This window comes from Agrobacterium sp. CFBP 3001 (genome assembly GCF_027871605.1).
Taxonomy (GTDB): domain Bacteria; phylum Pseudomonadota; class Alphaproteobacteria; order Rhizobiales; family Rhizobiaceae; genus Agrobacterium; species Agrobacterium leguminum.
This window is the reverse complement of sequence record NZ_JAQAHD010000006.1, coordinates 1-22561: the sequence shown is the minus strand read 5'-3', so window position 1 is coordinate 22561 and position 22561 is coordinate 1. Positions and strand designations below refer to the sequence as shown.

Annotated in this window: 24 protein-coding genes, 1 tRNA gene and 1 pseudogene; 9 read left to right on the top strand and 17 right to left on the bottom strand. The window is 57.6% G+C overall.

Annotation, left to right across the window (positions count from 1 at the left end):
• Positions 1–11 precede the first annotated feature (11 nt).
• Together PH605_RS09960 and PH605_RS09955 are read left to right on the top strand one after the other, a co-directional pair.
• Positions 12–794: a Crp/Fnr family transcriptional regulator gene (locus tag PH605_RS09960; protein ID WP_142844991.1), complete on the top strand. Its 783-nt coding sequence runs from the start codon at positions 12–14 to the stop codon at positions 792–794.
• 124 nt (positions 795–918) lie between these two features.
• Positions 919–1146 carry a hypothetical protein gene (locus tag PH605_RS09955; RefSeq protein WP_065656246.1) on the top strand — a complete coding sequence of 76 codons (228 nt, stop codon included), beginning with the start codon at positions 919–921 and terminating at the stop codon, positions 1144–1146.
• A gap of 475 nt (positions 1147–1621) precedes the next feature.
• Here the strand turns inward: PH605_RS09955 and PH605_RS09950 are convergent, their stop codons facing one another.
• A complete protein-coding gene (locus PH605_RS09950; RefSeq protein ID WP_078051586.1) occupies positions 1622–2146 on the bottom strand; it encodes a sigma-70 family RNA polymerase sigma factor in 525 nt (174 codons plus the stop codon).
• A gap of 480 nt (positions 2147–2626) precedes the next feature.
• Here PH605_RS09950 and PH605_RS09945 point away from each other — a divergent pair, with 480 nt between their 5' ends.
• Positions 2627–2857 carry a hypothetical protein gene (locus PH605_RS09945; RefSeq protein WP_142844993.1) on the top strand — a complete coding sequence of 77 codons (231 nt, stop codon included), beginning with the start codon at positions 2627–2629 and terminating at the stop codon, positions 2855–2857.
• A 21-nt stretch (positions 2858–2878) separates the two neighbouring features.
• Here the strand turns inward: PH605_RS09945 and PH605_RS09940 are convergent, their stop codons facing one another.
• From PH605_RS09940 to PH605_RS09900, 9 genes are all read right to left on the bottom strand, one after another.
• On the bottom strand, positions 2879–3076 hold the full coding sequence (locus PH605_RS09940) for a hypothetical protein (RefSeq protein WP_078051584.1): 198 nt from the start codon (positions 3074–3076) through the stop codon (positions 2879–2881).
• A gap of 118 nt (positions 3077–3194) precedes the next feature.
• Positions 3195–3818, bottom strand: coding sequence for a cysteine hydrolase family protein (locus tag PH605_RS09935; RefSeq protein WP_161987863.1), 624 nt, complete (start codon positions 3816–3818; stop codon positions 3195–3197).
• A 10-nt stretch (positions 3819–3828) separates the two neighbouring features.
• Positions 3829–4488, bottom strand: coding sequence for a DUF6766 family protein (locus PH605_RS09930; protein ID WP_161987864.1), 660 nt, complete (start codon positions 4486–4488; stop codon positions 3829–3831).
• A 76-nt stretch (positions 4489–4564) separates the two neighbouring features.
• On the bottom strand, positions 4565–5065 hold the full coding sequence (locus tag PH605_RS09925) for a YciE/YciF ferroxidase family protein (RefSeq protein ID WP_003520646.1): 501 nt from the start codon (positions 5063–5065) through the stop codon (positions 4565–4567).
• 42 nt (positions 5066–5107) lie between these two features.
• Positions 5108–7252 (bottom strand): catalase C, encoded by a 2145-nt coding sequence (gene catE / locus PH605_RS09920; RefSeq protein ID WP_142844994.1) that lies wholly within the window; start codon positions 7250–7252, stop codon positions 5108–5110.
• 68 nt (positions 7253–7320) lie between these two features.
• Positions 7321–7929 carry a general stress protein gene (locus tag PH605_RS09915; protein WP_065656238.1) on the bottom strand — a complete coding sequence of 203 codons (609 nt, stop codon included), beginning with the start codon at positions 7927–7929 and terminating at the stop codon, positions 7321–7323.
• A 27-nt stretch (positions 7930–7956) separates the two neighbouring features.
• A complete protein-coding gene (locus tag PH605_RS09910) occupies positions 7957–8274 on the bottom strand; it encodes a PepSY domain-containing protein (protein WP_078051582.1) in 318 nt (105 codons plus the stop codon).
• A gap of 267 nt (positions 8275–8541) precedes the next feature.
• Entirely contained in the window at positions 8542–9159 is a 618-nt protein-coding gene (locus tag PH605_RS09905) for a flavodoxin family protein (RefSeq protein WP_142844995.1), read from the bottom strand.
• A gap of 104 nt (positions 9160–9263) precedes the next feature.
• Complete coding sequence (locus PH605_RS09900) at positions 9264–9671, bottom strand: low affinity iron permease family protein (protein ID WP_078051580.1); 408 nt, start codon at positions 9669–9671, stop codon at positions 9264–9266.
• 374 nt (positions 9672–10045) lie between these two features.
• On the opposite strand from PH605_RS09900, the pseudogene PH605_RS09895 reads away from it, so the two are divergent.
• Positions 10046–10197: pseudogene (locus PH605_RS09895) on the top strand (isoprenylcysteine carboxylmethyltransferase family protein); the annotation flags it as partial.
• Between the two features lie 176 nt (positions 10198–10373).
• Here the strand turns inward: PH605_RS09895 and PH605_RS09890 are convergent.
• The 4 genes from PH605_RS09890 to PH605_RS09875 all read right to left on the bottom strand — a co-directional run bounded on the left by PH605_RS09890 (position 10374) and on the right by PH605_RS09875 (position 16369).
• Positions 10374–11186 carry an oxidoreductase gene (locus PH605_RS09890; protein WP_142844996.1) on the bottom strand — a complete coding sequence of 271 codons (813 nt, stop codon included), beginning with the start codon at positions 11184–11186 and terminating at the stop codon, positions 10374–10376.
• 231 nt (positions 11187–11417) lie between these two features.
• Complete coding sequence (locus tag PH605_RS09885) at positions 11418–12005, bottom strand: glutathione S-transferase family protein (protein ID WP_142844997.1); 588 nt, start codon at positions 12003–12005, stop codon at positions 11418–11420.
• 141 nt (positions 12006–12146) lie between these two features.
• Entirely contained in the window at positions 12147–15260 is a 3114-nt protein-coding gene (locus PH605_RS09880; protein ID WP_142844998.1) for an efflux RND transporter permease subunit, read from the bottom strand.
• Positions 15260–16369 carry an efflux RND transporter periplasmic adaptor subunit gene (locus PH605_RS09875; protein WP_135398151.1) on the bottom strand — a complete coding sequence of 370 codons (1110 nt, stop codon included), beginning with the start codon at positions 16367–16369 and terminating at the stop codon, positions 15260–15262. Before PH605_RS09875 ends, PH605_RS09880 begins: the two co-directional genes overlap by 1 nt.
• A gap of 98 nt (positions 16370–16467) precedes the next feature.
• On the opposite strand from PH605_RS09875, the gene PH605_RS09870 reads away from it, so the two are divergent.
• The 4 genes from PH605_RS09870 (at position 16468) to PH605_RS09855 (ending at position 19823) form a co-directional block, all read left to right on the top strand.
• Positions 16468–17055: a TetR/AcrR family transcriptional regulator gene (locus tag PH605_RS09870; protein ID WP_044460126.1), complete on the top strand. Its 588-nt coding sequence runs from the start codon at positions 16468–16470 to the stop codon at positions 17053–17055.
• 166 nt (positions 17056–17221) lie between these two features.
• The gene (gene fabF / locus PH605_RS09865; protein ID WP_078053743.1) at positions 17222–18502 is read left to right on the top strand and encodes a beta-ketoacyl-ACP synthase II; all 1281 of its coding nucleotides are present in this window, start codon (positions 17222–17224) and stop codon (positions 18500–18502) included.
• Positions 18503–18561: 59 nt separating this feature from the next.
• Positions 18562–19569 carry a cell division protein FtsZ gene (gene ftsZ, locus PH605_RS09860; protein ID WP_080857601.1) on the top strand — a complete coding sequence of 336 codons (1008 nt, stop codon included), beginning with the start codon at positions 18562–18564 and terminating at the stop codon, positions 19567–19569.
• Between the two features lie 65 nt (positions 19570–19634).
• Positions 19635–19823: a hypothetical protein gene (locus PH605_RS09855; protein ID WP_078053745.1), complete on the top strand. Its 189-nt coding sequence runs from the start codon at positions 19635–19637 to the stop codon at positions 19821–19823.
• Positions 19824–19869: 46 nt separating this feature from the next.
• Here the strand turns inward: PH605_RS09855 and PH605_RS09850 are convergent, their stop codons facing one another.
• Positions 19870–20346: a MarR family winged helix-turn-helix transcriptional regulator gene (locus PH605_RS09850; protein ID WP_142844999.1), complete on the bottom strand. Its 477-nt coding sequence runs from the start codon at positions 20344–20346 to the stop codon at positions 19870–19872.
• A 165-nt stretch (positions 20347–20511) separates the two neighbouring features.
• Here PH605_RS09850 and PH605_RS09845 point away from each other — a divergent pair, with 165 nt between their 5' ends.
• Entirely contained in the window at positions 20512–21927 is a 1416-nt protein-coding gene (locus PH605_RS09845) for an MATE family efflux transporter (protein ID WP_142845000.1), read from the top strand.
• 42 nt (positions 21928–21969) lie between these two features.
• Here PH605_RS09845 and PH605_RS09840 read toward each other — a convergent pair whose 3' ends face one another.
• A complete protein-coding gene (locus PH605_RS09840; RefSeq protein ID WP_174039661.1) occupies positions 21970–22170 on the bottom strand; it encodes a hypothetical protein in 201 nt (66 codons plus the stop codon).
• Positions 22171–22452: 282 nt separating this feature from the next.
• Positions 22453–22529: transfer RNA gene (locus PH605_RS09835), tRNA-Met, on the bottom strand.
• Positions 22530–22561: the final 32 nt, after the last annotated feature.

The window sequence follows — 22561 nt, the reverse complement described above, 5'->3', positions numbered from 1 at the left end:
AGGCACGTGTTATGTTGAAACAAGCCGAGGGCGATGGCGAAAAGAATTTTCTGCTTTCTCTTCTGCCAGATGACATCAGGCGTGACGTAACCGGCGTCTGTAAGCCCATCAAGCTCGCATTGGGCGATGTATTGATTTCCGCCGGCGCGCCCGTCGAGCGTGTTTTCTTCCTGTCATCCGGCATTGCCTCCGTCGTGGTCGTCACCAAATCGGAGCGCAAAACAGAAGCGGGGCTTGTCGGGAGAGAGGGATTTGTGCCGACAGGGGCGGTCGCTGGCGCGGAAACAAACCTGACCGAAATCGTGATACAGGCTCCCGGCGAAGCCCTTGTCATGGACATGCGGTCGTTTGAAGCGCTTCTTGAAAAACATCGGGTCTTTTTCGAGATTCTTGTCTGTGCCCTGCACATCTCAAGAACGCAGGTGGAATACACGGCGTCTTCCAATGCCACCCAGTCCGTAACGGAGCGGCTCGCCCGCTGGCTCCTGATGTGCCACGACCGCATAGAAGGCAATCATCTGCCACTGACCCACGACTTTTTGTCCACCATGCTGGCCGTGAGGCGCGCAAGTGTAACGGACGCCCTCCACGTTCTCGAAAGCCATGGGTTCATTCGTTCCGAAAGGGGAAGAATTACGATCAGGAACCGCGAGATGCTCGAGAACTATGCGCGCGATCTCTACGGCATGCCTGAAGAGGAAAGCAATCGTGTATTCGCCCGCTTTCTGCGCGAATACCAGTCTGAAATCCCGCTTGACGACCTCGTCATTGTCGAAAGCAGCGGGGTTCGGTAGTCCGCACGGGCTTCTCAATCGTCGTTCGGTACGCTTCCGAACATTTACGTTTGGCCATTTCCCTATAGTATGGGTTCATCTTCCCTCACGCTGTGAAATGCAGGATGCGTTTCAAGGAGGTGAAATGCACGCCAATCACGAGTACCAGAGTTCCGGAATTTTTCTGAACGAAGACATCAACATCGTTAAGGCAGCCTACGAGAATGTTCTGTCCGCAGAACGCGATCCGGCTTTGTGCCGGGCAGACGTCGCCCGCTACGTCCTGAAAATGTATGATCGCGGCGTTGTCGATCCCCTGAAACTTCAGCGGCTCGCAACTCTCTATTTTCGAACCAAATTGCTTGTCGGCTGATTTTCCAGCCTTACGCGTTGTCGGTTCGGCTTGGTCTCAGGTTCAATGAGGTCTTAAAGGACGTTCCTCTACGGTTTCGGATAATCGCGTACCTCGTCATGCCCAGGAACGGAATGATGCGTTCCGGTTTCCCATTCATCCATCCGTGGCGTCACTCGCCTGCAATATGAAAGGCGTCGACGGACGAGGGAACAAACCTGCGCAAGCATGGTTCGGGTCGCTCCACGAACTCATGCCGGACGAGGTGTAACATGACCAGGAAAACACTCCCCATTCCCGAAGAGAACAGAAGCCAGCAAGGGCCCGGCGACAACGACCGTCTGAACACGGAAGAAACCTCCGCCGTCAAGGAACAGAAGGTTTCAACCCAGACCGGGAGGCAGGCAAACATAAAGATAAACACGACACATCAAGGTCACCAGCAGGACAGGTAGCGCCCACCTGTCTGCGGCGTGCGGCCGGCTGTCACCAGCACTCAGTCCAGATTTCGACGTAGCGACTCCCTCGCCCTGTTGACGCGGCTTTTGATGGTGCCCACCCGGCAGCCGCAGATGGCGGCGGCATCGGAATAACTCGTCCCTGCCGCCACGAGCAGCAGAGCTTTTTTCTGGTCCTTGTCGAGATGGCGGATAGCCCGCATGACCTCCTGATGCTGCACACGCCATTCCTGGCTGGCAGGGGTAGACATGGATTGCTCGATACCGACCGGCAAGCCGACGCATTCACGCCTCGACACCTTGTAGCGAGTGCAGAACGTGTTGCGCAAAATCGTGAAGAGCCATGATTTCAACGCCGTGCCGGGGGTGAAACCATGCAGAGCCCGAAGCCCTCGCAACATCGTCTCCTGAACGAGATCGTCAACATCCTCCTCATTTCTGACGAAGCGGCGCGCAAAAGCCGTCAGGGCCGGCGCCAGCTCCGCAATACCGATGCGCAACTCCTCCAGCTGCGCTTCACTCAATGTGTTTCCGGAAACTCCACTCACAGCGTGCTTGGCCATTTTCCCATCCTTTCACTATGGGGAAATGTCTCGGCGGACGCTTGGTTGCTGTACGCCAACGTACAATGGCGACATCAATGAGGATTTCGACGACGTCGATTGGAAAAGCGGAGGCGCGCGCGATGCTTTAGATAGGACAGTTGGAGATAGGACAGTTGGTTTCAGGCCTCATCTACACCCTTGGGCGGTTGCCTCCGCCACCTCTGTTCGATCACGCGTTCCGCGTTCTTTCTCGCCTGTTCCCTATCCCGGCGGCTTTCTTCAGTATCGACGGAGCGGGCATCGTCCGTACCGGGCTCCGGCTGGGTGTCCTTGTCGGGTGGGCTCATCGCTTCATCTCCGCTTATGGTTACAGGAATGGCGGATCCGCTATCCGGCAGGTCTTCTAACCGCAGCGTCACGGAGAGGTTCCGATCTTGCTGAGGCATTGAGGGAACAGCGGTGCTGTAAAACTGTTAGGGAGGGATCAAGGAGGATGTCATGAACAAGAACGACAAGCTGAAGCAAATTCACAAGGACAGCGAACCGCAATTTGCGCGCGGTAAGAAAACCTCGAAAAACAACGACGTGGCGAGCGCGAAGCCAAGGGTTATCACCGGTTCGGACGACGCAACCGCCAACAAACTGCCGCCCGGCGTCAAGAAACCCGAGAAGGACTGGGATTTGAACTATGACGAACGAGATACCAGCGAGGGCAATTTCCAGGGTTAATCCGGTCGCACACCACAACCTTCACCGAGCCAGGTCCTCGATCGCAAGTTCGATGGATTGTGGCTCGGCGCCCTCCTTTGTCTGCACTCTCAAGACGCTGCCGGTGTTCAGCACGCCCTCAAGCACCGTCCGCTCTCCCACGATGATCTTAATCACCTTGGGAGTGGCCGCCTCGATATTGAGGCTGTTGCTGGTTTCGTGATCAACGGTCTGGGCCACGGTGGAGCCTCCGGTTCGTGTGAAGATAGGCGGCCTAACTTCGCTAGGGGAGCCTTGTTCCTTGTCTTCGGTGAAGACCGCTGGCTGCTTCCGCTAATCGCCCGAAGCAATTCTGATATTAGGGTCTCATGAACCGCGGAGCGGATTGCCTGGGAAGCGCCGCAAGGAGGGTCGCTGTATCGCACACCTGCAACTGCGTCGAAAAACGGCCAGACAGCAGCTTCAACGCCGCATCGTGTGTCGCATCCCTTCCGCTACAAAGCGCGTCTTCGACCAGAATGACGTAAAAACCCTGGTCTATCGCTCCCAGAACGGTGGCGAGAACGCAGACATCTGTTTCGCCGCCGGTAATCACCAGTGTTGAAACCCGTTCCTCCCGCAGGATGTCGCCAAGGCCTCCATGCAGCCAGGGTGAGTACACGCTTTTACGAAAGATACGGGCGGGCGGTATGTAGCGCGACAGCGCTGGTATAACACCGATCAGTTCCGGGGCCAGCGACTGCTGCGTCATCATCGGCCATTTTTCATAATAGGCCCGCCATGCACCGGCGGCCTGCTCGACAGATTTCGGCGGCACAAAACAGGTGAAGATGCATCGGGCGGGATCGCCTTGAACCACAGCCTCCACCTCCTCGCTGATGCGGTCCATCCATTCGACATGCCATGGCGTATCCTCGGCGAAAACGCGTTGCATGTCGACGCACAGGTGCCGCCAGTCTCCCTCGGCAGAAAACTCGATCAATTCCTCCTCCCTATCCGCCGGTCTCGCTGTGAGGAGCGGCAACGGGTTTCGATTCCGGCGACCCGCGGAAGCGCAGGAAGATGGAGAGAATGACCAGAACCGCGGTCGAAAGAAACTCCGATTGCCAGTTCTGAAAGGATTCAAACCAGAATTCCACACTTCCCAGATGCGCAAATAGCGTTGTCTCGGGCTCACCGTGCAGGGCGGCTTCCACTGCCCCTGCGTCAGCGCTGTAGTTCAGATGGAGAACAAAACTGACGATGAAAAGGAAGAACAGCGCCAATCCCAGAGAATAGGAATAGAGGGTGCGGATAAATCCCCCTGCTTTCACCGGCCAGGGCGCCTCGGGATCATCTGCTTTTTGTGCGGGATCTTCGTCCTGCGATGCAGCTTTATCGGGGTCTTTGGATTCCGACGAGCCTCTCTGAAAAAGAAACGCGGTCAGCATGACATACGCCGACATCTGGAGAAATTCGCTCTCCCAGTTTTCGAACAGGGCGGAAAGAAAATGGCCGCTCTTTGCGTAGGAAAGAAGCGTCAGGGGCGTCGCCTGATGCTGCGCAAGCTCCTCGTTGTAAACGACCCAGCCGGTCGCAAGCATGCCACCGATCGTCAAAAGGGAAGTCAGGACAAGGACAATCGTCAATCCATTGTCGCGAAACAGCCTCATGGTTCAGCCTCGCATGAAAGAGACAACTGTAGAATTGGACGCGCCGCCGGTATCGGCGGCACGTCCGCGTGACGGCTCATGCCGCCTTGGATTTAGCCTTCACGTTGGCGCGTGCCTGGGCAAGCGAAGAGAGAGCCGTATCCGTTGCGCTTTCCTCGCCCAGCGTCTGCTCGAACAGTTTGGCCGCTTCCTTCATGCCGAGTTCGACCGCCCATGTCTTCAAGGTGCCATAACGGGTGATCTCGTAGTGCTCCACGGCCTGCGCCGAAGAAATCAGCCCGGCATCGAGCGCGGGAGAGCCCTTGAACTCCTCCATGATTTCCTCGCCTTCCGAGATAATGCCCTGGATCGCTTCGCAGGTCTTGCCGCGTGCCGGCTTGCCGAGCAACTCGAAGACATTCTGCAATCGCTCCACGTGGACCTCGGTCTCGTCCCTGTGCTTTTCGAATGCCGCCTTTAAATCCGCTGACTGCGCAGCCCGCGCCATTTTCGGAAGCGCCTTGAGAATCTGGCGTTCCGCGAAATAAATATCCTTCACCGTATCGAGGAAAAGGTCTTCCAATGTCTTCTCAGCCATTTTTAGTCTCCTGTTGCTTGGTGGTGAGTGAGAGTGGGTGTTTCATTGCTTATCGACCGGCACGGAGGCCTTGCCGAGTTTGAGCGACGGTTCGCGCGCCCAGACTCGAAGTTTGCCGAGCTCTGATACGAAGGCAGCCAGTCCTCCTTCACCCGGCAATGGCAGCATGCCTTCATCCATGACATCGGCAATTCCCGCTTTTTCCAGTAACGGCAGCGCCGACTGGTCGTAGCCAATGAATTTGCAGTGCTGGAACGCATCGGCGACGAAATCCCGCGCAGTTGCCTCCTTGATCAGCTCATCGATGGCCGCCGCCGATGTCAGCAGCGCCACCGCATCGAAAAGCACCGAAGGCCCGCCATCAATCATGTGATGTGCCTCGACGACGGTGCCGTCCGACGCCGTTACCCCGCCGACCTTGGGCGCGATAAGCTCGAAGACAGCTTTTTCCGCCTCGACCGCTTTGGTCAGTCCCTTCAGCAGCTTGGCGTCTACGCCGTCGGTAATGAGAATGCCGAGCTTGCGACCCTCGAACCGTTTGGGACCCCGCTGAACGATACTGAGCGCCGGCGACGGCTCCAGATCCTGACGGGTTGGCATGGCGGCATCCGCCGGTTTCGGCATGGCTTGCAGGCCGAGCTTCTGCGCCACCGTCGCGGCAAGCGTTTCGTCGATATTGAGAAGATGCGCGACCATCCGCTCACGGATGACGGGAGTTTCCACCTTGCTGAGTTCGAAGGTGAGCGCCGATGCGATATGACGTTGTTCAGGTGGCGTCTGGCTGATGTAGAACTGGCGCGCCTGACTATAGTGATCGGCGAAACTTTCCGGCCGCAACCTTGCCTTGGCGCCCTGCTCCTCGGCAGGGAAATGCTGGAATCCACGCGACGGCGATTCCCTTGGCCCTTCCCCGAAGGAATTGGGCTGATAATTCGCCCGTCCGGTCGGATTGCGCATCGCCATATGGCCATCCTGCTGGAAATGCGCGAAAGGACACTTGGGCGCATTGATGGGCAAATGCGTGAAGTTCGGCCCGCCGAGACGCTTGAGCTGCGTATCGAGATAGGAAAAATTCCTGCCCTGCAGCAGCGGATCATTGCTGAAATCGATGCCCGGCGGCACGTTCTGCGTCATGAACGCCACCTGTTCGGTCTCGGCAAAGAAATTGTCCGGCATCCGGTCTAGGACAAGCCGGCCGACCGGTTTCGGCGCCAATATCTCCTCGGGAATGATCTTGGTGGGGTCGAGAACGTCGAAATCGAAGCTGTCGGCGAAATCCTGATCAAAAAGCTGAACCTGCAACTCCCATTCCGGAAAATTGCCGGACTGGATCGCCGTCCAAAGATCGCGCCGGTGAAAATCGGGATCGGCGCCGTTGATCTTGACCGCCTCGTTCCACGCCACCGACTGCAATCCGAGCTTCGGCTTCCAGTGAAACTTCACGAAGGTCGATTGCTCCTTCGCGTTGATGAAGCGGAAGGTGTGGACCCCGAAACCTTCCATGAACCGGAAGGAACGCGGAATGGTCCGATCCGACATGATCCACATGACCATGTTCATGCTTTCAGGCGTGAGACTGATGAAATCCCAGAAGGTGTCATGCGCGGTTTGTGCTTGCGGAAAGGCGCGATCAGGCTCCTGCTTGGCGGCATGGATGAGATCCGGAAACTTGATCGCATCCTGAATGAAGAAGACGGGAATGTTGTTGCCGACAAGGTCCCAGTTTCCCTCCCTGGTGTAGAGCTTCACGGCAAAACCGCGCACATCCCGCGCAAGGTCGGCCGACCCCTTGTTGCCGGCGACGGTCGAGAACCGCACGAAGGCCGGGGTCTTTTCACCCGCCCGCTGAAACAGATCGGCCTTGGTATGGGCGGCAAGGGAGTCGTAAGTCTCGAAATAGCCGTGTGCGCCGTAACCGCGGGCGTGAACCACGCGCTCGGGAATTCTCTCATGATCGAAATGGAAGATCTTCTCGCGAAAATGGAAATCATCCACGACAAGCGGCCCGCGAGAACCGACCCGAAGGGAATTCTGGTCGTCTGCAACCGGCCCGCCCTGCGCGGTCGTTAGCACGGGCTCGTCGCCGGCCGCAGTCTGGTGCAATTCGCCACCATCCCCCGGAACAAGCTTCTGGTCGTGAATGGTGGCGGTGGCGGATGATGAGGTGGAATCTGGTTTTTTGGCCATGTCAGTTCCTGCAAAACGTTGACCGGAGGCGATGGCAAAACCATGCCCCCGGCTGACGGGTGAGTTCGTCAAATTGCGGAGCGGCGGTACCGGTTACGCTCCTGCTCAACATCTTCCGGCGCAAAGGGTCTTGACGCCTCATCGAAGCCCGTCCAGCCCTGTTCGCGATAGGCCGCGCGGCGTTCCGCAGGGTCCACCCAGCCCTGCCGCTTGAGCACGGCCTCGGCCTCCGGCACCAGATTATCTTCGACTCGGGCGGTTACCAGCGTACCGCCCCTGCGCACCCCTTCGGCGTAAAGATTGGCATCCTCTTCGGAAACGCCCGAGCGGGTCATGGCTCCGATAAGCCCGCCGGCCGCGCCACCGGCAACGGCGCCGCCCGCTGCACCGACCGCTGTTGCGGCAAGCCAGCCCGCTGCAACCACCGGCCCCACACCCGGGATCGCCATCAATCCAAGCCCCGTCAGCAGACCGCCCGCGCCACCGACAAGTGCGCCGATGCCAGCACCTGTGCCTGCGCCCTCTGCTGCGTTGGAATCGGAATCCTCTCCATGCCGCCTGTCGGCGTTGCTGCCGACGATGCTGATATCGCTTGACGGCACGCCCGCTCTTTCCAGTTCGGAAACGGCGGCACTTGCATCATCATAGTCGTCGAAAAGTCCGGTTACGGTTCTCATGTCACTTCTCCCAAAATCCTGCGCGCCTCACTTGGCGACGACGTTGCCCTGATAATCGAGCGCTATGGCCACGGTCTTGCCGCCTTTCATGCCCGATGCCATCCACACACCCTTGTCGTCCTTCGTCAGGTCCTTGACCTGCGTGTAACCGGCCTCTTCCATCCTCTGTTTGGCCTGCGCTTCAGTGAAGCTATTGGCGCCCTCCACCGGAGCCGTCGGATTATTGGCGCCCGGTGTCGCGACAGCCGGCGTATCGCCACCCGGATTGGCGGTTGGGGTCTGCTGGGCGAAAGCCGACAGCGCACCGCCGCCTAAGAGCAACACAACGAAAACAGTTTTCTTCATGTGGATTTTTCCTCCGCTAGGATCATGGATTGCGAGCCTCCCTTTCGGAGTTTCCTCCGACAGACGGGAAACCCATCTCGGGCCGGCATGAACGCCTCTCGAACAAACCGACATGCAGAGAGTTCCGAAAATAATTATCGGCAGGGGAGAATGCCGCCTCACATGATGATCGCCTTACCCACAACGCCGGACGGGGTATGGTGAGGAATTGCAGCCGTTTTATACGACGTCCTTGGCGGAAAAGCCGGCAGTGCCGCCCTGATAACGTCAGTCCTTGTCGCCCGGATATTGACTGTTCTTAAGGAGGAGAGCCAGGTGCACCGTGTTGCGCACAAGCATGCTGACCATGGTTTTAACGGCGTCCGGCGTTTCATCGAGATCGACGAAATTCTTCGAACCCATTGCTTCTCCCACCCAGTAGGCAACAGCATTTGCGGGAATAGTGAAGCCGACATCATTCAGGGCCTGGAAAAGTTCCGCCGAAACATGGTGAGCACCGTCTTCATTTCCGACGACCGCCACCGCGGCGACTTTCCCATAGGAAACCATACGCCCCTGCTCGTCGGTCTCGTCCAGAAATGCATCCATGCGCTCCAGGGCTCTTTTGCACACGCTCGAGGGCTGTCCGAGCCATATCGGCGTTCCAAACAGAAGAATATCGGCTGCAACGATCTTTTCACGGATGGCCGGCCAAGCGTCCCCCTCGCCTTCATCGGATGTAACGCCGGCCTTGATGTCATGATCGGCGAGCCTGATCGTCTCGGTTTGCACATCATGATTGCCGAGCTCCCGAAGGATCAATGTCAGCAGTTTTTCGGTGGACGACGGCTCTGCCGAGGTGGAAGACTTGAGTGTCGCATTCAATGCTAAGACCTTGAGAGACATAATAGCTCCTTCTGTCAGCGGGCTTTGCCGCATGTCGGTGTAAGTGACTATGTCCCGGCGACAGGAGACGGCCACGGCCGCCGCCAGCTGGCAAACCGTCTGACCTAACGCCGGGAAAGCAGTCGCGCCATGGCGTGATGCGGAGGTGGCTTTTCGCCTTCAGGTCCGTTTTCCTTTTCCAGCCGGGCGCGAATCTCCTCGATTTCTTCTTCCGTGAGATGCTCGATCCCGATAAAATCTGCGCGTGCCTGCTCCACGGCTCTCAGGAGTTCGTCCAGCTTTGCTTCCATCGCTGCAGAATCCCGGTTCTGCGAATTCTGCACGAGGAAAATCATGAGGAAGGTGACAATGGTGGTGCCCGTGTTGATGACAAGTTGCCAGACCTCCGAAAAGCCAAACAGCGGCCCGCTTACTCCCCAGACGATGATCGTGCCAAGCGCGACGACAAACGCAGTGGGCGAGCCTGAAAAGGACGCGGTACGGCTGGCAAAAAGGGTGAAGAACTTGTTCATAGCGTGCTGCACCTTACCGCTGACGCCGATTCCGAAGCAAAAACGCACCTGTCATATTGTCTAAGAGCGTCGGCTCGACAACGTGCGCTGCATTTAGGTTGGCACTAACAAAGGAAAAAGCAGATGGTTCCGAGGTTAGAGGCCAGACGGAAGTGAGCAGCCTCCAACTTCGCTTATGCATTAGGACAAAGCGGGACGAAGTTAGCTTAACGCTTGTCGTTATTTCATAAGTCCCGAAACACAAAAAACCCCGTCGCGGGCGCACGGGGTTTTGTTTTGAAACTGGCAAACATCCAATTGATCAAAGACTTATCCGCCAGGTTTAGCTTTACGATCTCGCGGGATGCTGGTTTGAGGAAAGATTGGAGATGAGCATGGCCGTCGAACCAGACAGTGTGGGTGTGCACTTCCCTCCGCCCTTCATCTATCTAGGAGCGCCGCTGTTGGGGTTGGCGGCAGAGCATTTCGTCGCACGCTGCGCTCGTTCGACATCGACTGGCGGCTGGTAGTTGTGAACGCTGCTTTAAACCCATGTCGGTCCGAGCGCGCGCTAACATATTCTCGCCAGTGCGACCGACCGCTGCAGTGGACGTGGCGGTCGGCGCGACTGTGGCACCCGTCAGTCATGACGATAGATGACATGAAGTTTCTGAATTCCGTACGCCCTACTTTCTGCTTGTGGTGCGCGAATTCCGCGAATGCTTACAGCCTGGAGAGCCCAAACGTCTTCCTGATGCCGCTATCCAATGCCTTGGCTGGAACAAACCGCTTCAGGCGACTGAGAAGCGTAGCCTGTTTTCCAACCGGCCTGCGCATTTTGTGAGGACCTGTGATTGCCGCCATGATTTCGGCAGCAACAGTCTGCGGACTGCTTGACGTCTTAATGGCGGAAAGAACGGCCTCATTGGATTTGGCTAATTGATGAGCGTAGTCGTCAATGCGCGTCTCCGTCTGCTTCGCATTGACATCGAGACTTGTCCTCGTGAACGTTGGCTCGACCAAGACGGAGCGAATGTTGAATTGCCGAACTTCGTGGTCAAGCGTTTCAGATAGTCCCTCCAGGGCATGCTTGCTGCTGGCATAAAGGCCCATATAAGGTGCGGGGAGGAAGCCGAGGACCGAGCTGACATTGACAATCAGGCCGGAATTCTGCTGACGCATCGCAGGCAATACCGCTCGTATCATGCGCAGTGGGCCAAAGAGATTGGTTTCAAAAAGGGCCTTCGCCTCATCGTCCGACGTGCCTTCGACCGGCCCGACAAGAGAGACGCCTGCATTGTTCACCACGACATCAATCCGACCTGAACGGGACAGAACCCAATCGACGAATTGCTTCACCGACTCGCCATTGTCCACATCGAGACGTCCGTACTCGACACCAGGAACCGGTCCACTTTTGTCCGGATTGCGCGATCCTGCAAACACCTTGAACCCATTCTGCGATAGCAGCCTTACGGTCGCCTGCCCTATCCCGGAGGATGCACCGGTTACTACTACAATCTTGCCTGACGACATTAAAGCTCTCCAATTGTGGGTGGTTCAGAAATCAATTTAGATTTTGCTTGTAATCTATAATTACGTTAGATTGCAAGCGAAATAAAACGTATTTGCAGAAACTGAGGAGGCAGATAGTCAGCCAACACGACACTTGGGGTGAGTCGTCTCGACGCAGGAAACATCGGTCGAATTAATGCGGCGGTTCTTGCCTGAGGAGTGACAGGTGTGACGGATGCTTATGCCATCAAGTCACGCCGTTCGCCTGTCCGCTGGTGGATTGCCCAGCGCACGCTGGAACGCGGATCGTTGCTCGCCTCTTTCGACGTAGTCCTGCAAGCCCGGACTATCCAGCAGAATATCAGAGTGCTTGAGCGGCCGCAGTACGCTCACCATCATGAGATCACCGGCGCTGAACTGAGCCCCCTCAAGCCACTCTTTCCCTCCAAGCGTATCGCCCAGTTGCTGGAGCCGCTGACTGAGATGACCAACGCTGCCGGAGGCGATACAGGGTTCGATCGTATTAACCGCTGCAAACATCCACATGATGGAACGCGAGCGCGCATTCGCTTCATCGGGAAGGAGGCCGGCGAAACGCTGTGCTATGTGAAGCACGATCGCACCGGATTCGAAAAGAACGAGATCGCCCTCCTGGTAGATCGGCATCTGGCCGAATGGCTGCATTTCCAGATATTCGGGGCGGCGCATCTCGGAAAAAGTCAGGTGCCGTAGAGTGTAAGGCTGGCCGACTTCCTCGAGAGCCCACCTGACGCGCATATCCCGGTGATATCCTCTACCCCCATCCGGAGGATATTTGAAAATGGATACGACGGGGTTCATGTAAAGACTCCTCATTGGCAGGATTGAAGCGGGACGAAGACATGGCTTCCGAAACGGCCCTGTGGGCACACAAACCAGGCCACTCTCGCCAAAGCGGCATGACCCCTCCGCAGCATCCTCTGCTGCGGAGGTGCGGGTTGGCTATTCCGCAGCAAGCGAATGTTGAGCTGTTTCCGTATTCCCGTGCTCCGTTGGATGCACTTCTGCCTTGGGCGGCTTGATGCGGAACCATGCAGCATAGAGTGCCGGCAGGAAGAGCAGGATGATGAGCGTGCCCACCGCCGTGCCGCCGATAAGCGTGTAGGCCATCGAACCCCAGAAAACGGAATGCGTCAGAGGAATGAAGGCGAGGACCGCGGCAAGCGCTGTCAGGATGACGGGCCTCGTTCGCTGCACCGTAGCCTCAATCACGGCATGATAGTCGTCCAGACCCGCAGCCTTGTTCTCCTTGATCTGCTCGGTGAGGATCAACGTGTTGCGCATGAGGATGCCCGCCAGGCCGATAAGACCCAGGATCGCGTTAAACCCGAAAGGCTGGTTGAACAGGATCAGGGTCGGCACGACGCCTGCAAGACCGAGCGGTGCTGTCAGCATCACCATCGTCATCGTCGACAGGCTGCGGACCTGAAGGATGATGACGATCAGGGTCGCTGCGATCATCAGTGGGAACACCTTCACCAGAGCCGTATTCGCCTTGAGTGATTCCTCGATATTGCCACCCATCTCGATTGTGTAGCCAGCAGGCATAGATGCAATGAGCGGCTGAAGAGCGGTCATCACCTGTTGCGAAACCTCCGGCGGTTGGGTCGCCTCGTTAATGTCGGATCGGACCGTCACCACAGGCGTTCTGTCACGACGCTTGAGGATCGGCTCTTCGAAGCGCACCTCCGTGTGGCCGATCTGATCGAGCGGGATCGCACGGCCGTCTCTTGTCACGAGCGAGAAGTCGGCTAGCCTTGCAGGATCGAGGCGGATTTCACCGGCACTTCTCGCCACGACAGGAACGTTTCGGATGTTCTCACGAACTTGCGTCACGGGAACACCACTCAGCAGGAGCTGTATCTGCTGGGCAGCCTCGGCGGACGACATGCCGATGAGGTTCAGGCGATCCTGATCAGGAACGAAACGGACGACGGGTGTGCGGTTACCCCAATCGCGGTTGGCATTTCTGACGTCAGGTACAGAGCTCATGAGAGCAAGTGCCTGCTCGGAGATTTTGTACAGCTCTTCCGAGTCCGGTCCTTTGATCCGAAACTCGACGGGGAATGGCGTGTAGGGGCCAAAGACAAGTTGCGTGACGCGCACGAATGCCTCGGGCGCCAGCCCTTGCGCAACGGCTTCCCGCAGACGAAGTTTCAGCACCTCACGCTCATGGGCGTCGGATGTCAGCACAACGATCTTCGCGAAGGCAGGATCGGGCAGTTCGGGCGCCATGGCGAAGAAGAAGCGGGGCGCACCCTGGCCGATGTAACTGGTCGCGATCTTCGCTTCGGGCTGCTGCTTCAACCAGGCCTCGAGCTTCTTGACCGTGGCGGTCGTCGTTTCGATGCTCGTGCCTTCTGGCATGCGGACTTCGACGAGAACCTCAGGGCGGTCCGATGTGGGGAAGAACTGCTGCTTCACTGCACCCATCCCCACGACCGAGAGCGCCATGACGACGCCGACAATGGCGCAGGTCAGGAACTTGTGCTTGACGGTGAATTCGATCGCGCCGCGCAGGCGTCTGTAATTCGGCGTATCGTAAATCGCATGATGGCCACCTGCTACCGGCTTGATATCGGGCAACAGCTTTACGCCGAGATAGGGCGTAAAGATCACCGCCACGAACCAGGAAACGATCAGCGCGAAACCGACGATCCAGAAGATATTGCCCGCATATTCACCGGCTGCAGAGGCGGCAAAACCGACCGGCATCAGGCCGATAACGGTCACAAGCGTGCCCGACAGCATCGGTGCGGCAGTGTGGCTCCAGGCATAGGCAGCCGCCTTGATGCGGTCCATGCCCTCTTCCATCTTCACGACCATCACCTCGATGGCGATGATGGCGTCATCGACAAGCAGGCCAAGTGCCAGGATCAATGCACCGAGCGTGATGCGGTCGAAGAAGCGCCCCGTCTCGAGCATGATGATGAAGACGACAGCCAGCGTCAGCGGAACGGCCAGAGCCACAACGATGCCCACCCGCCAGCCGAGCGCAATGAGACTGACGAAGAGCACCACGCCGAGGGCCATGGCGAACTTCACCATGAATTCACCCACCGCCGCATCAATGTTGACAGCCTGATCGCTGACCTTCGTCAGCGTTATGCCAAGGGGTAACGACTGTGCGATCCGGCTGGAGCGCTCCTCGAGAGCCTTGCCAAGCTCCAGACCATTCCAGCCCTGTTGCATGACAACACCGAGCATGATGGCCGGCTCGCCGTCATGACGGATGACATAGCTTGCCGGCTCCTGATAACCCCGGCGTACCTCAGCAATGTCGGAAAGCTTCAACGCGCGGCCGGAAGCGACGATGGGCGTATCAGCGATAGACTGAACACTGTCATAGGCACCATCGAGACGAATGAAGACCTGCGGACCCTGCGTATCTATTGAGCCAGCGGGCGTAACGGTATTGCGCCGTTGAAGGGCTGCGGCAATGTCCTGAGAAGATATGCCGAGCGTGGCGAGCTTCTCATAGGAGAACTCTACGAAAATCTGCTCCGGCTGTTCGCCGAGAATATTGATTTTCTTGACGCCGGGAACATGAAGCATGTCCTGCCTGATCTTTTCGGCCTCCCGGACGAGATCGCGCATCGGCATGCCCTGCGCCTTGAGAGCGTAAAGGCCGAAGCTGACGTCGGAATATTCGTCGTTCACGAACGGTCCCAGAACACCCTGCGGCAGGTTTCTGGCTTCATCGCCGAGCTTCTTGCGCGCCTGATAAAATTCTTCGGCGACGGCGCTTGGCGGCGTATTGTCCTTGAGCGTGACGGTAAGATAGGCGAAGCCGGGGCGCGTCGTTGTCTCGACCCGGTCGTACCAGGCCAATTCCTGAATGCGCTTCTCCAGCGGCTCGGCAACGAGATCCTGCATCTCCCGCGCGGTTGCGCCCGGCCAGACAGTCGTGACCGTCAACGTCTTGATGGTAAAGGAGGGGTCTTCAGCGCGTCCCAGCTTGACGAAGGCATAGACGCCGGCAAGCGACAGAAGGACGATGAAGAACAGCGTCACGGCGCGTTCGCGAACCGCAAGGGCGGACAGATTGAGGTTCATCAGTTTGCCGCCTCTTTTGTACCAACGCTGGTGCGAACTTGCGCTCCATCCTTCAGAAGATGTGCGCCAAGCGCAACGACCGCCTCTCCCGGCTTGACATTAGTGACGACCACATTCTCTTCGCTCACCCGCTCCACGTTCACATCACGAAACTTCACGACGGACGATTGCTGATCGATCACCCAGACGCCCGTCCGTGTCCCGTCATCCAACAGAGCGCCTATCGGCAGTTCGGCATGATTCTGCACATCCCTGTTCTCGATTTCGATGGTGACGGTCGCTCCCAGGGGCGCATTTGCAGCCCCCCCTTCAAGCACCCAGCGCGTTTCATAAGTGCGGGTCTGCTGATCGGCAGAATCGGAGATCTGGCGCAGCTTGGCCTTCTCCACATTGTTTCTGCCGTACACCGAGGCAGAAGCCTGAACCCCGATTTCAGGGCGCATGGTTTCGGGAAGCCAGACAATGGCTTCGCGCGGACCTGACTTCGCGAGCCGGACAACCGGCTGCCCGGCGGTTACCACCTGGCCCGGTTCACCGAGCGTCTCGACAATGGTTCCATCTGCATCGGCAACAAGAACCGTATATTGGGCCTCGTTTTCAGCAACATTCGCCTCAGCCTGAGCGGCGGCCAACTGTGCCGTCGCCGTATCCAGCAGGGCCTTCGATCGTTCATATTGCTGCGTCGAGGCAGCAGAAGTCTTCACCAGCACGGCAAAGCGTTTCTCATCGGCTTTCGCTTGAACAAACGTCGCCTGTGCTGCGATGACAGCGTTTCGCTTGGCGGTCAGAGCAAGGCGAAGATCGGTCTCGTCAAGCCTCATCAATGGCTGGCCAGCGCTCACCTGCTCCCCGACGTCGACGAAACGTTCAACGATCTTTCCGGGAACGCGAAAGCCGAGATTGCTCTGGACCCGGGCGCCAACGGTTCCGGTAAAGCTGCTGCTCGAATTGCCAGGGAGCCTGGCCGTCGCGAGGTTGACCAGTGGTGCCAAGGTCCGGGGATCGGCAGCCTTTGCCTCTGGTGCCTGCGCCGGAAGCAGCAGTGCTGCGGCTCCGCCTGCGGCCAGCGCCAGCACTGCTGCTGCAGTGACAACAAGTTTCCGTTTCATTTCATCGTCCCTTCTTGACGGCCCGTTCAAAAATATTAGATTGCACTCTAACTCTAAAAGACATATAGATGTCAAATGAAATCTAATTGGAGGTCCACATGAGAGTGAGCCGCGTACAGGCAGAGGAAAACCGCGAGAGGGTGATAAACGTCGCCAGCCGGTTGTTTCGAGAGCATGGTTTCGACGGGATCGGCCTGAAAGACCTGATGAAGGGTGCAGGTCTCACCCAGGGTGGATTCTACAAACAGTTCGCATCGAAAGACGATCTTGCGGCGCTCGCATCACGGCGTGCTCTCGAGAGCGCCACGAGAAGGTGGTCTGATGCCGCAGCAGACACGTCAGATCCCCTGGAATCGATCATCAGCTTCTACCTCTCCAAAGACCATAGCGGCGAGAAGGCAGAAGGATGCCCGCTTGTTGCTCTCGGCTCCGACGCGGCGCGTCAAACCGCCGAAGTTCGGCGCCCGTTTGAAGATGGTATCCGGGCGCATTTCGAGGTGCTCGAAGAACTCATCGGAGAGGGCGACGATAGAGCTCGAAGCGGAAAAGCCATGGCAATATTGTCCATGATGGTCGGTGCGGTGACGCTGTCGCGGATCATCGAGGATGAACTGCTGTCGACGAGCGTACTCGACGCGGCAGCGAGCGAGGTCCGGCGCATTGCTGGCCGCGATCGCAGCGACTAACAGACCGTTTTTGGATATTCGTCGCCGATAGCTGTCACGGCTCAGCCGAATCCGCACGCGTATCAGGCGAGTATAGCGCAAACCGCATGTCCCAAGTTCACGACCGGTCATTCGGTCGGACGCCGAAGGCATGCCAAATTTTTGATCATAGACAGGTGGAATGCAAATGCGTCGTGTCGTTGTCACGGGAATGGGAGCCGTCAGCCCCCTTGGTGCGAATGTCGATATCTCCTGGTCCCGGCTCCTTGCTGGCAAAAGCGGGATCCGTCGGCTGGGTGATGACATCGTCGGGGATTTGCCGTCAAAAATCGGAGGCGTGGTCCCTTCTCTGGCAGACGATCCTGAAGGAGGATTTGATCCTGACAGGACCCTGTCCTCGAAGGATCAACGCAAGGTCGACCGTTTCATCATCTTTGCGCTGGCAGCGGCGGAAGAGGCTCTCGCGCAGGCGAACTGGAAGCCAGCTTCCGAAGAAGAAAAACTGAGAACGGCGACAATCATCGCATCGGGCATCGGCGGCTTTCCCGCGATAACGGAGGCGGTGCGTACCGTCGACCAACGCGGCGTGCGCCGCCTCTCGCCCTTCACCATTCCATCCTTTCTCGTGAATCTCGCTGCCGGACAAGTCTCTATCCGGCATGGCTTTAGAGGCCCGCTGGGAGCCCCGGTGACGGCATGTGCCGCCGGCGTTCAGGCGATTGGCGATGCAGCACGGCTGATCAGATCCAATGAAGCCGACATTGCGGTTTGCGGTGGCACCGAGGCCTGTATGAACATTGTCAGCCTTGGTGGTTTCGCAGCAGCAAGATCACTATCGACAGGCTTTAACGAGACCCCGGCCAAGGCGTCACGTCCTTTCGACACCGCGCGCGACGGCTTCGTGATGGGTGAAGGCGCAGGCATCCTCGTCATTGAAGCCCTAAGCCACGCCCTTGCTCGTGGTGCGACGCCGATAGCAGAACTCGTTGGATATGGAACGACCGCCGACGCCCATCATATTACCTCCGGGCCGGAAGATGGAAGCGGCGCCCGCAGGGCAATGCAAATCGCCATCGCTCAGGCTGGTATCGCGCCGCACGAAATCGGCCATCTGAACGCGCATGCGACTTCGACCCCGGTTGGAGATCTCGGAGAGCTCAGAGCAATCAAGAGCCTGTTCGGCCAAAGGAAGTCGATCGCTGTCAGCGGCACGAAGTCGGCGACGGGGCACCTGCTGGGGGCAGCCGGCGGCCTTGAGGCTATTTTTACGATCCTGGCGCTCCAGCACCAGATCGCGCCCCCTACCTTGAATCTCAGTTCACCGGACCTTGAAGCCAATGGCATCGACTTTGTCGCAAACGATGCCCGACCCCTCGATGTTGAATATGCGATATCCAATGGCTTCGGCTTCGGTGGCGTCAATGCCAGCGCAGTGTTTCGACGCTGGCCGAGGAGAGGCAATCGTTAGCTGATTAACCCCCGCGCGTGATCCCCTTTGAACAAAGTCTCCACCAGGACGCTCCCACCATGCAACCAACGACTATCGTTTCACCGCCCGGCATAACGCTCCTCAAGCCAAGGATTGCCGTCATCGGCGTCGGCGGTGGCGGCGGCAATGCTGTCAACAACATGATCATTCACGATCTCAAGGGCGCGGAGTTTATCGTTGCGAACACCGATGCACAGGCTTTGTCCATGTCAAAAGCGCCACGGCTTATCCAGCTTGGCCCGACCGTCACGGAGGGACTTGGCGCCGGATCATTGGCCGATATTGGACAGGCGGCCGCCGAAGAGTCAATTGACGAGATTATGGATCACCTCCACGGAACCCATATGTGTTTCGTGACGGCGGGCATGGGGGGCGGAACGGGAACAGGTGCCGCACCCGTTATCGCCCATGCTGCGCGCAAGGCAGGCATACTGACCGTCGGCGTCGTCACCATGCCCTTCACATTCGAAGGTACGCAGCGAATGCGAACAGCGCGGCAGGGAATCGAGCGTCTCAGTGAATGTGCAGACACGGTGATCATCATCCCCAATCAGAACCTGTTCCGGATTGCCGATGCGAAGACGACCTTCGCAGATGCATTCGAAATGGCAGATCATGTGCTGCATGCCGGGGTCAGTTCTGTCATCGATCTGATCGTCAAGGAAGGATTGATCAATCTCGATTTCGCCGATGTAAGGTCCGTCATGCGTGACATGGGCCGAGCGGTCATGGGCACGGGCGAGGCAACGGGAGACGCCCGCGCCCGACATGCCGCCGAGGCAGCGATTGCCAATCCGCTGTTCGATGAAGCGTCTGTCAGGGGAGCGAAAGGCCTTCTCGTCTCGATCTCCGGCGGACCGGACATGACCCTTTTTGATGTCGACGAAGCGGCAACACGTGTTCGCGAGGAAGTCGATGACGACGCCAATATCGTGGTCGGCGCGACATTCAATGACGCGCTTGAAGGGCGGCTGAGAGTTTCAGTCGTCGCCACAGGTTTGAGGCAACCGGCGGAGGTGATCCGCCTTTCGGAGCGAATGGCGTGATGCTCGCTCATACTTTGGGGCCTGCAAGCGCCGATTTGTAAAATTGATGGCCATGGAGATTTGAAATGTTGAAGCGTTTTCGAGAAAAATGGCGATCGTGGGAAGATGCCGTCCTGGGTATCGACGATCCGCAGGGAGACTACCTCATCGCGCTGGAAAAACGGCTGGCCCGCCTGGAGACCGAAGTGGCTGGATTAAAGGCACAGCCCCACGAGGAGGTAGTGCAGGAAGACGGCGCGGAAAATAAGGGGTGATGGCCGTATCCTTGCACTCATCTGCCGGTCGCCCGCGCGGCCTATGTCAAGCGCACGCTGTTGATAGCTCGCTAAGCATCCGGCACAGGCCAAGAGTATTCTGCGTGCCGCCAACCTTTTTCATCAGCGCGTCTCCAAGTTCCTGAAGACGCTCAAATGCCATTGCAAGCCGAGCGCTCCCGTTGTCGGTGAGCAGAAGCCTTCGTGCCCTGCGATCATCGACATCCACGGACATCGTCACCCAATTCTTCCTCACCAAGGGTTTTAGATTTGAAACGACGGTTGAGTGGTCAAGGCCAAGAAGTAGCGAAACCTCCGATATTCGAGGGGAACCTGCTTCACCAATCGCTGCAAGAAGAAATATCTGCTCTGCCGTTAGTCCTGTCGAGCGCAATGCATCGTTGATCTGGCGGGAAATGATGCGGTTTGTCCGCTGCACGGCAAAGCATAGATTCCCGACAAGCGGGTTTTCCACCATTTCAGCTTTTATCGATCCTTGATCTGAAACATGGGTTTTGAACACCTGCACGGGCTCCGGTTTCACGCTCGGAAGCGCTATTTTAGATTGCGAATGCACTCTATATAATTTAGATTTCAAAAACAATCTATTTTCAAATTCTGAGAACCGGTTGCGAGCCCATGGCCTTGGGAGCGGAGCAGAGCCTCGGAGAACTTTTTAGGATCAGCCATGGCCGATATGCCTGACAGCACAAATTCTCATGTCTCAACAATTTCGCAGAAGACACCACGTGGAATTCTTCATGGACCAATCACGCCCACACTGTTCCGGCTGGCATTGCCCACGGTCGTCGTTCTCGTGGTCCAGACCTTTGTTGGGGTCGCGGAAACATACTTCGTCAGTTTCCTTGGGACCGAGGCTTTAGCGGGCGTGACCCTCGTCTTTCCGGTCCTCATGCTGATGCAAATGATGTCGAATGGCGGGATTGGAGGGGGAGTTTCCTCGGCTGTGGCCCGAGCGCTGGGTGCCAACCGCTACGCTGATGCCGATGGGCTTGTCTGGCATTCGATTGTTCTGGCCACAGTATTCGGAGCTATTTTCTCAGTCGCTGCAATCTTTCTTGGACCTGTGCTCTACCGCTCAATGGGAGGGACTGGAGAAACCCTTAATGCCGCCCTCCTCTATTCAGGAATTGTGTTCGCAGGCTCTATTCCCATCTGGATCACGGCTTTGCTTTCGGCAACCCTGCGGGGCGCTGGTAACGTGAACGTGCCTGCCCTCGTCATCATCTCCGGCGCGTTCCTTCTCCTCGTCTTGTCGCCGCCGTTGATTTTCGGCTGGGGCCCCTTCCCGCAGCTCGGCGTGGCAGGCGGAGGCGCTGCGGTCTTCATTTATTATCTCACCGCGGCACTGGTGCTTGCCCTATACCTGCGCTCCTCAAGCAGCCCGCTAAAGTTCAAAATCGTTCCGCTGCAAGGTCGACTGTTCAAGGACATTCTGGGTGTCGGCCTGCCTTCCGCAGTCGGCACGATCCAGGTCAATCTGACGGTTACGTTCGTAACGGCAGCCGTCGGCCACTTCGGCGCAGACGCAATTGCGGGGTTCGGCATCGCATCGCGGTTAGATTATCTGCAAATCCCCATCATCTTCGGTCTTGGAACCGCTATCGTCACCATGGTTGGGATTAATATCGGAGCGGGTCAGATCGAACGCGCCCGCCGGGTCGCCTGGGTTGGCGCAGGTATCGCATTCGGCCTCACGCAGACAATCGGCATTCTGGCCACTCTGTTCCCCATGACCTGGATGAGATTATTCACGGCGGACCCGGATGTGCAGCAGCTAGGCTCCCAGTATCTGCAAATTGTCGCACCGGCTTATGGTGCAGTTGGATTGGGACTGGCGCTTTATTTTGCAAGCCAGGGACTGAAGCGTGTTTTACTCCCGGTTCTTGCCGGAACAGTCAGGATGATCCTGGCAGCTTTCGTCGGGTGGGCTTCGGTGATCTGGTTTCAGGCAAGTCTCAATTCCCTTTTCCAGATCGTGGCGGCCGCGGCGATCGCATACGGGGGACTGACGGCCCTCGCCGTGCTTCCGCGCCGGATGTTCCATCTTGGCAGGCAAGAGAACGCTCAAACTGCCGAGTAGAGACGTCGAGTGCCAGAAGATCGCCATCGCATCAGGGCAGCCTTAGCTGCCAATATCGTCAATCGGGTTTGGGACGCTGCCTAAGATGTGTGGCCTGCGCTCGCCTTCGGTGATGATGGCGTATTCCCGTTCAAACTTCTTGGCTGCTATGGCAAAGGTCGCCTCGGTCTTGATCAAACCCGCCAGCTTGCCGCGCAAACCGAGATACCAGTCCTCGGCAAGGGACTTGGCCTGCTCGAGCACCCGTTTCCTTGGTGCTGGTGCGATACTGCTGGCCTTTGAGAGAGGCGGAGCAATGCCAGGTGAGGCCCCCTCGCCGGTAGACGTTGACCTTCCCACCGAGGATTTCATGACTTGCCACGCCTGCCTCCGTTCCCTTTTCAGTTGTTTCAAGAGGATGGAATCACCGGCATAGGGGAATAGTCAAATGAGAGGCCGGATTTGTGCTTGAGTTGTGCTAGCCCCAAAACGCACGAAAGCCCTCCACAATGGGAGGGCTTTCATGTTGAATTTCTTTGTAATTTTTGGTTGCGGGGGCAGGATTTGAACCTGCGGCCTTCAGGTTATGAGCCTGACGAGCTACCGGGCTGCTCCACCCCGCGTTGACTTGTTTTATTATAGCATAAAGGCCGCA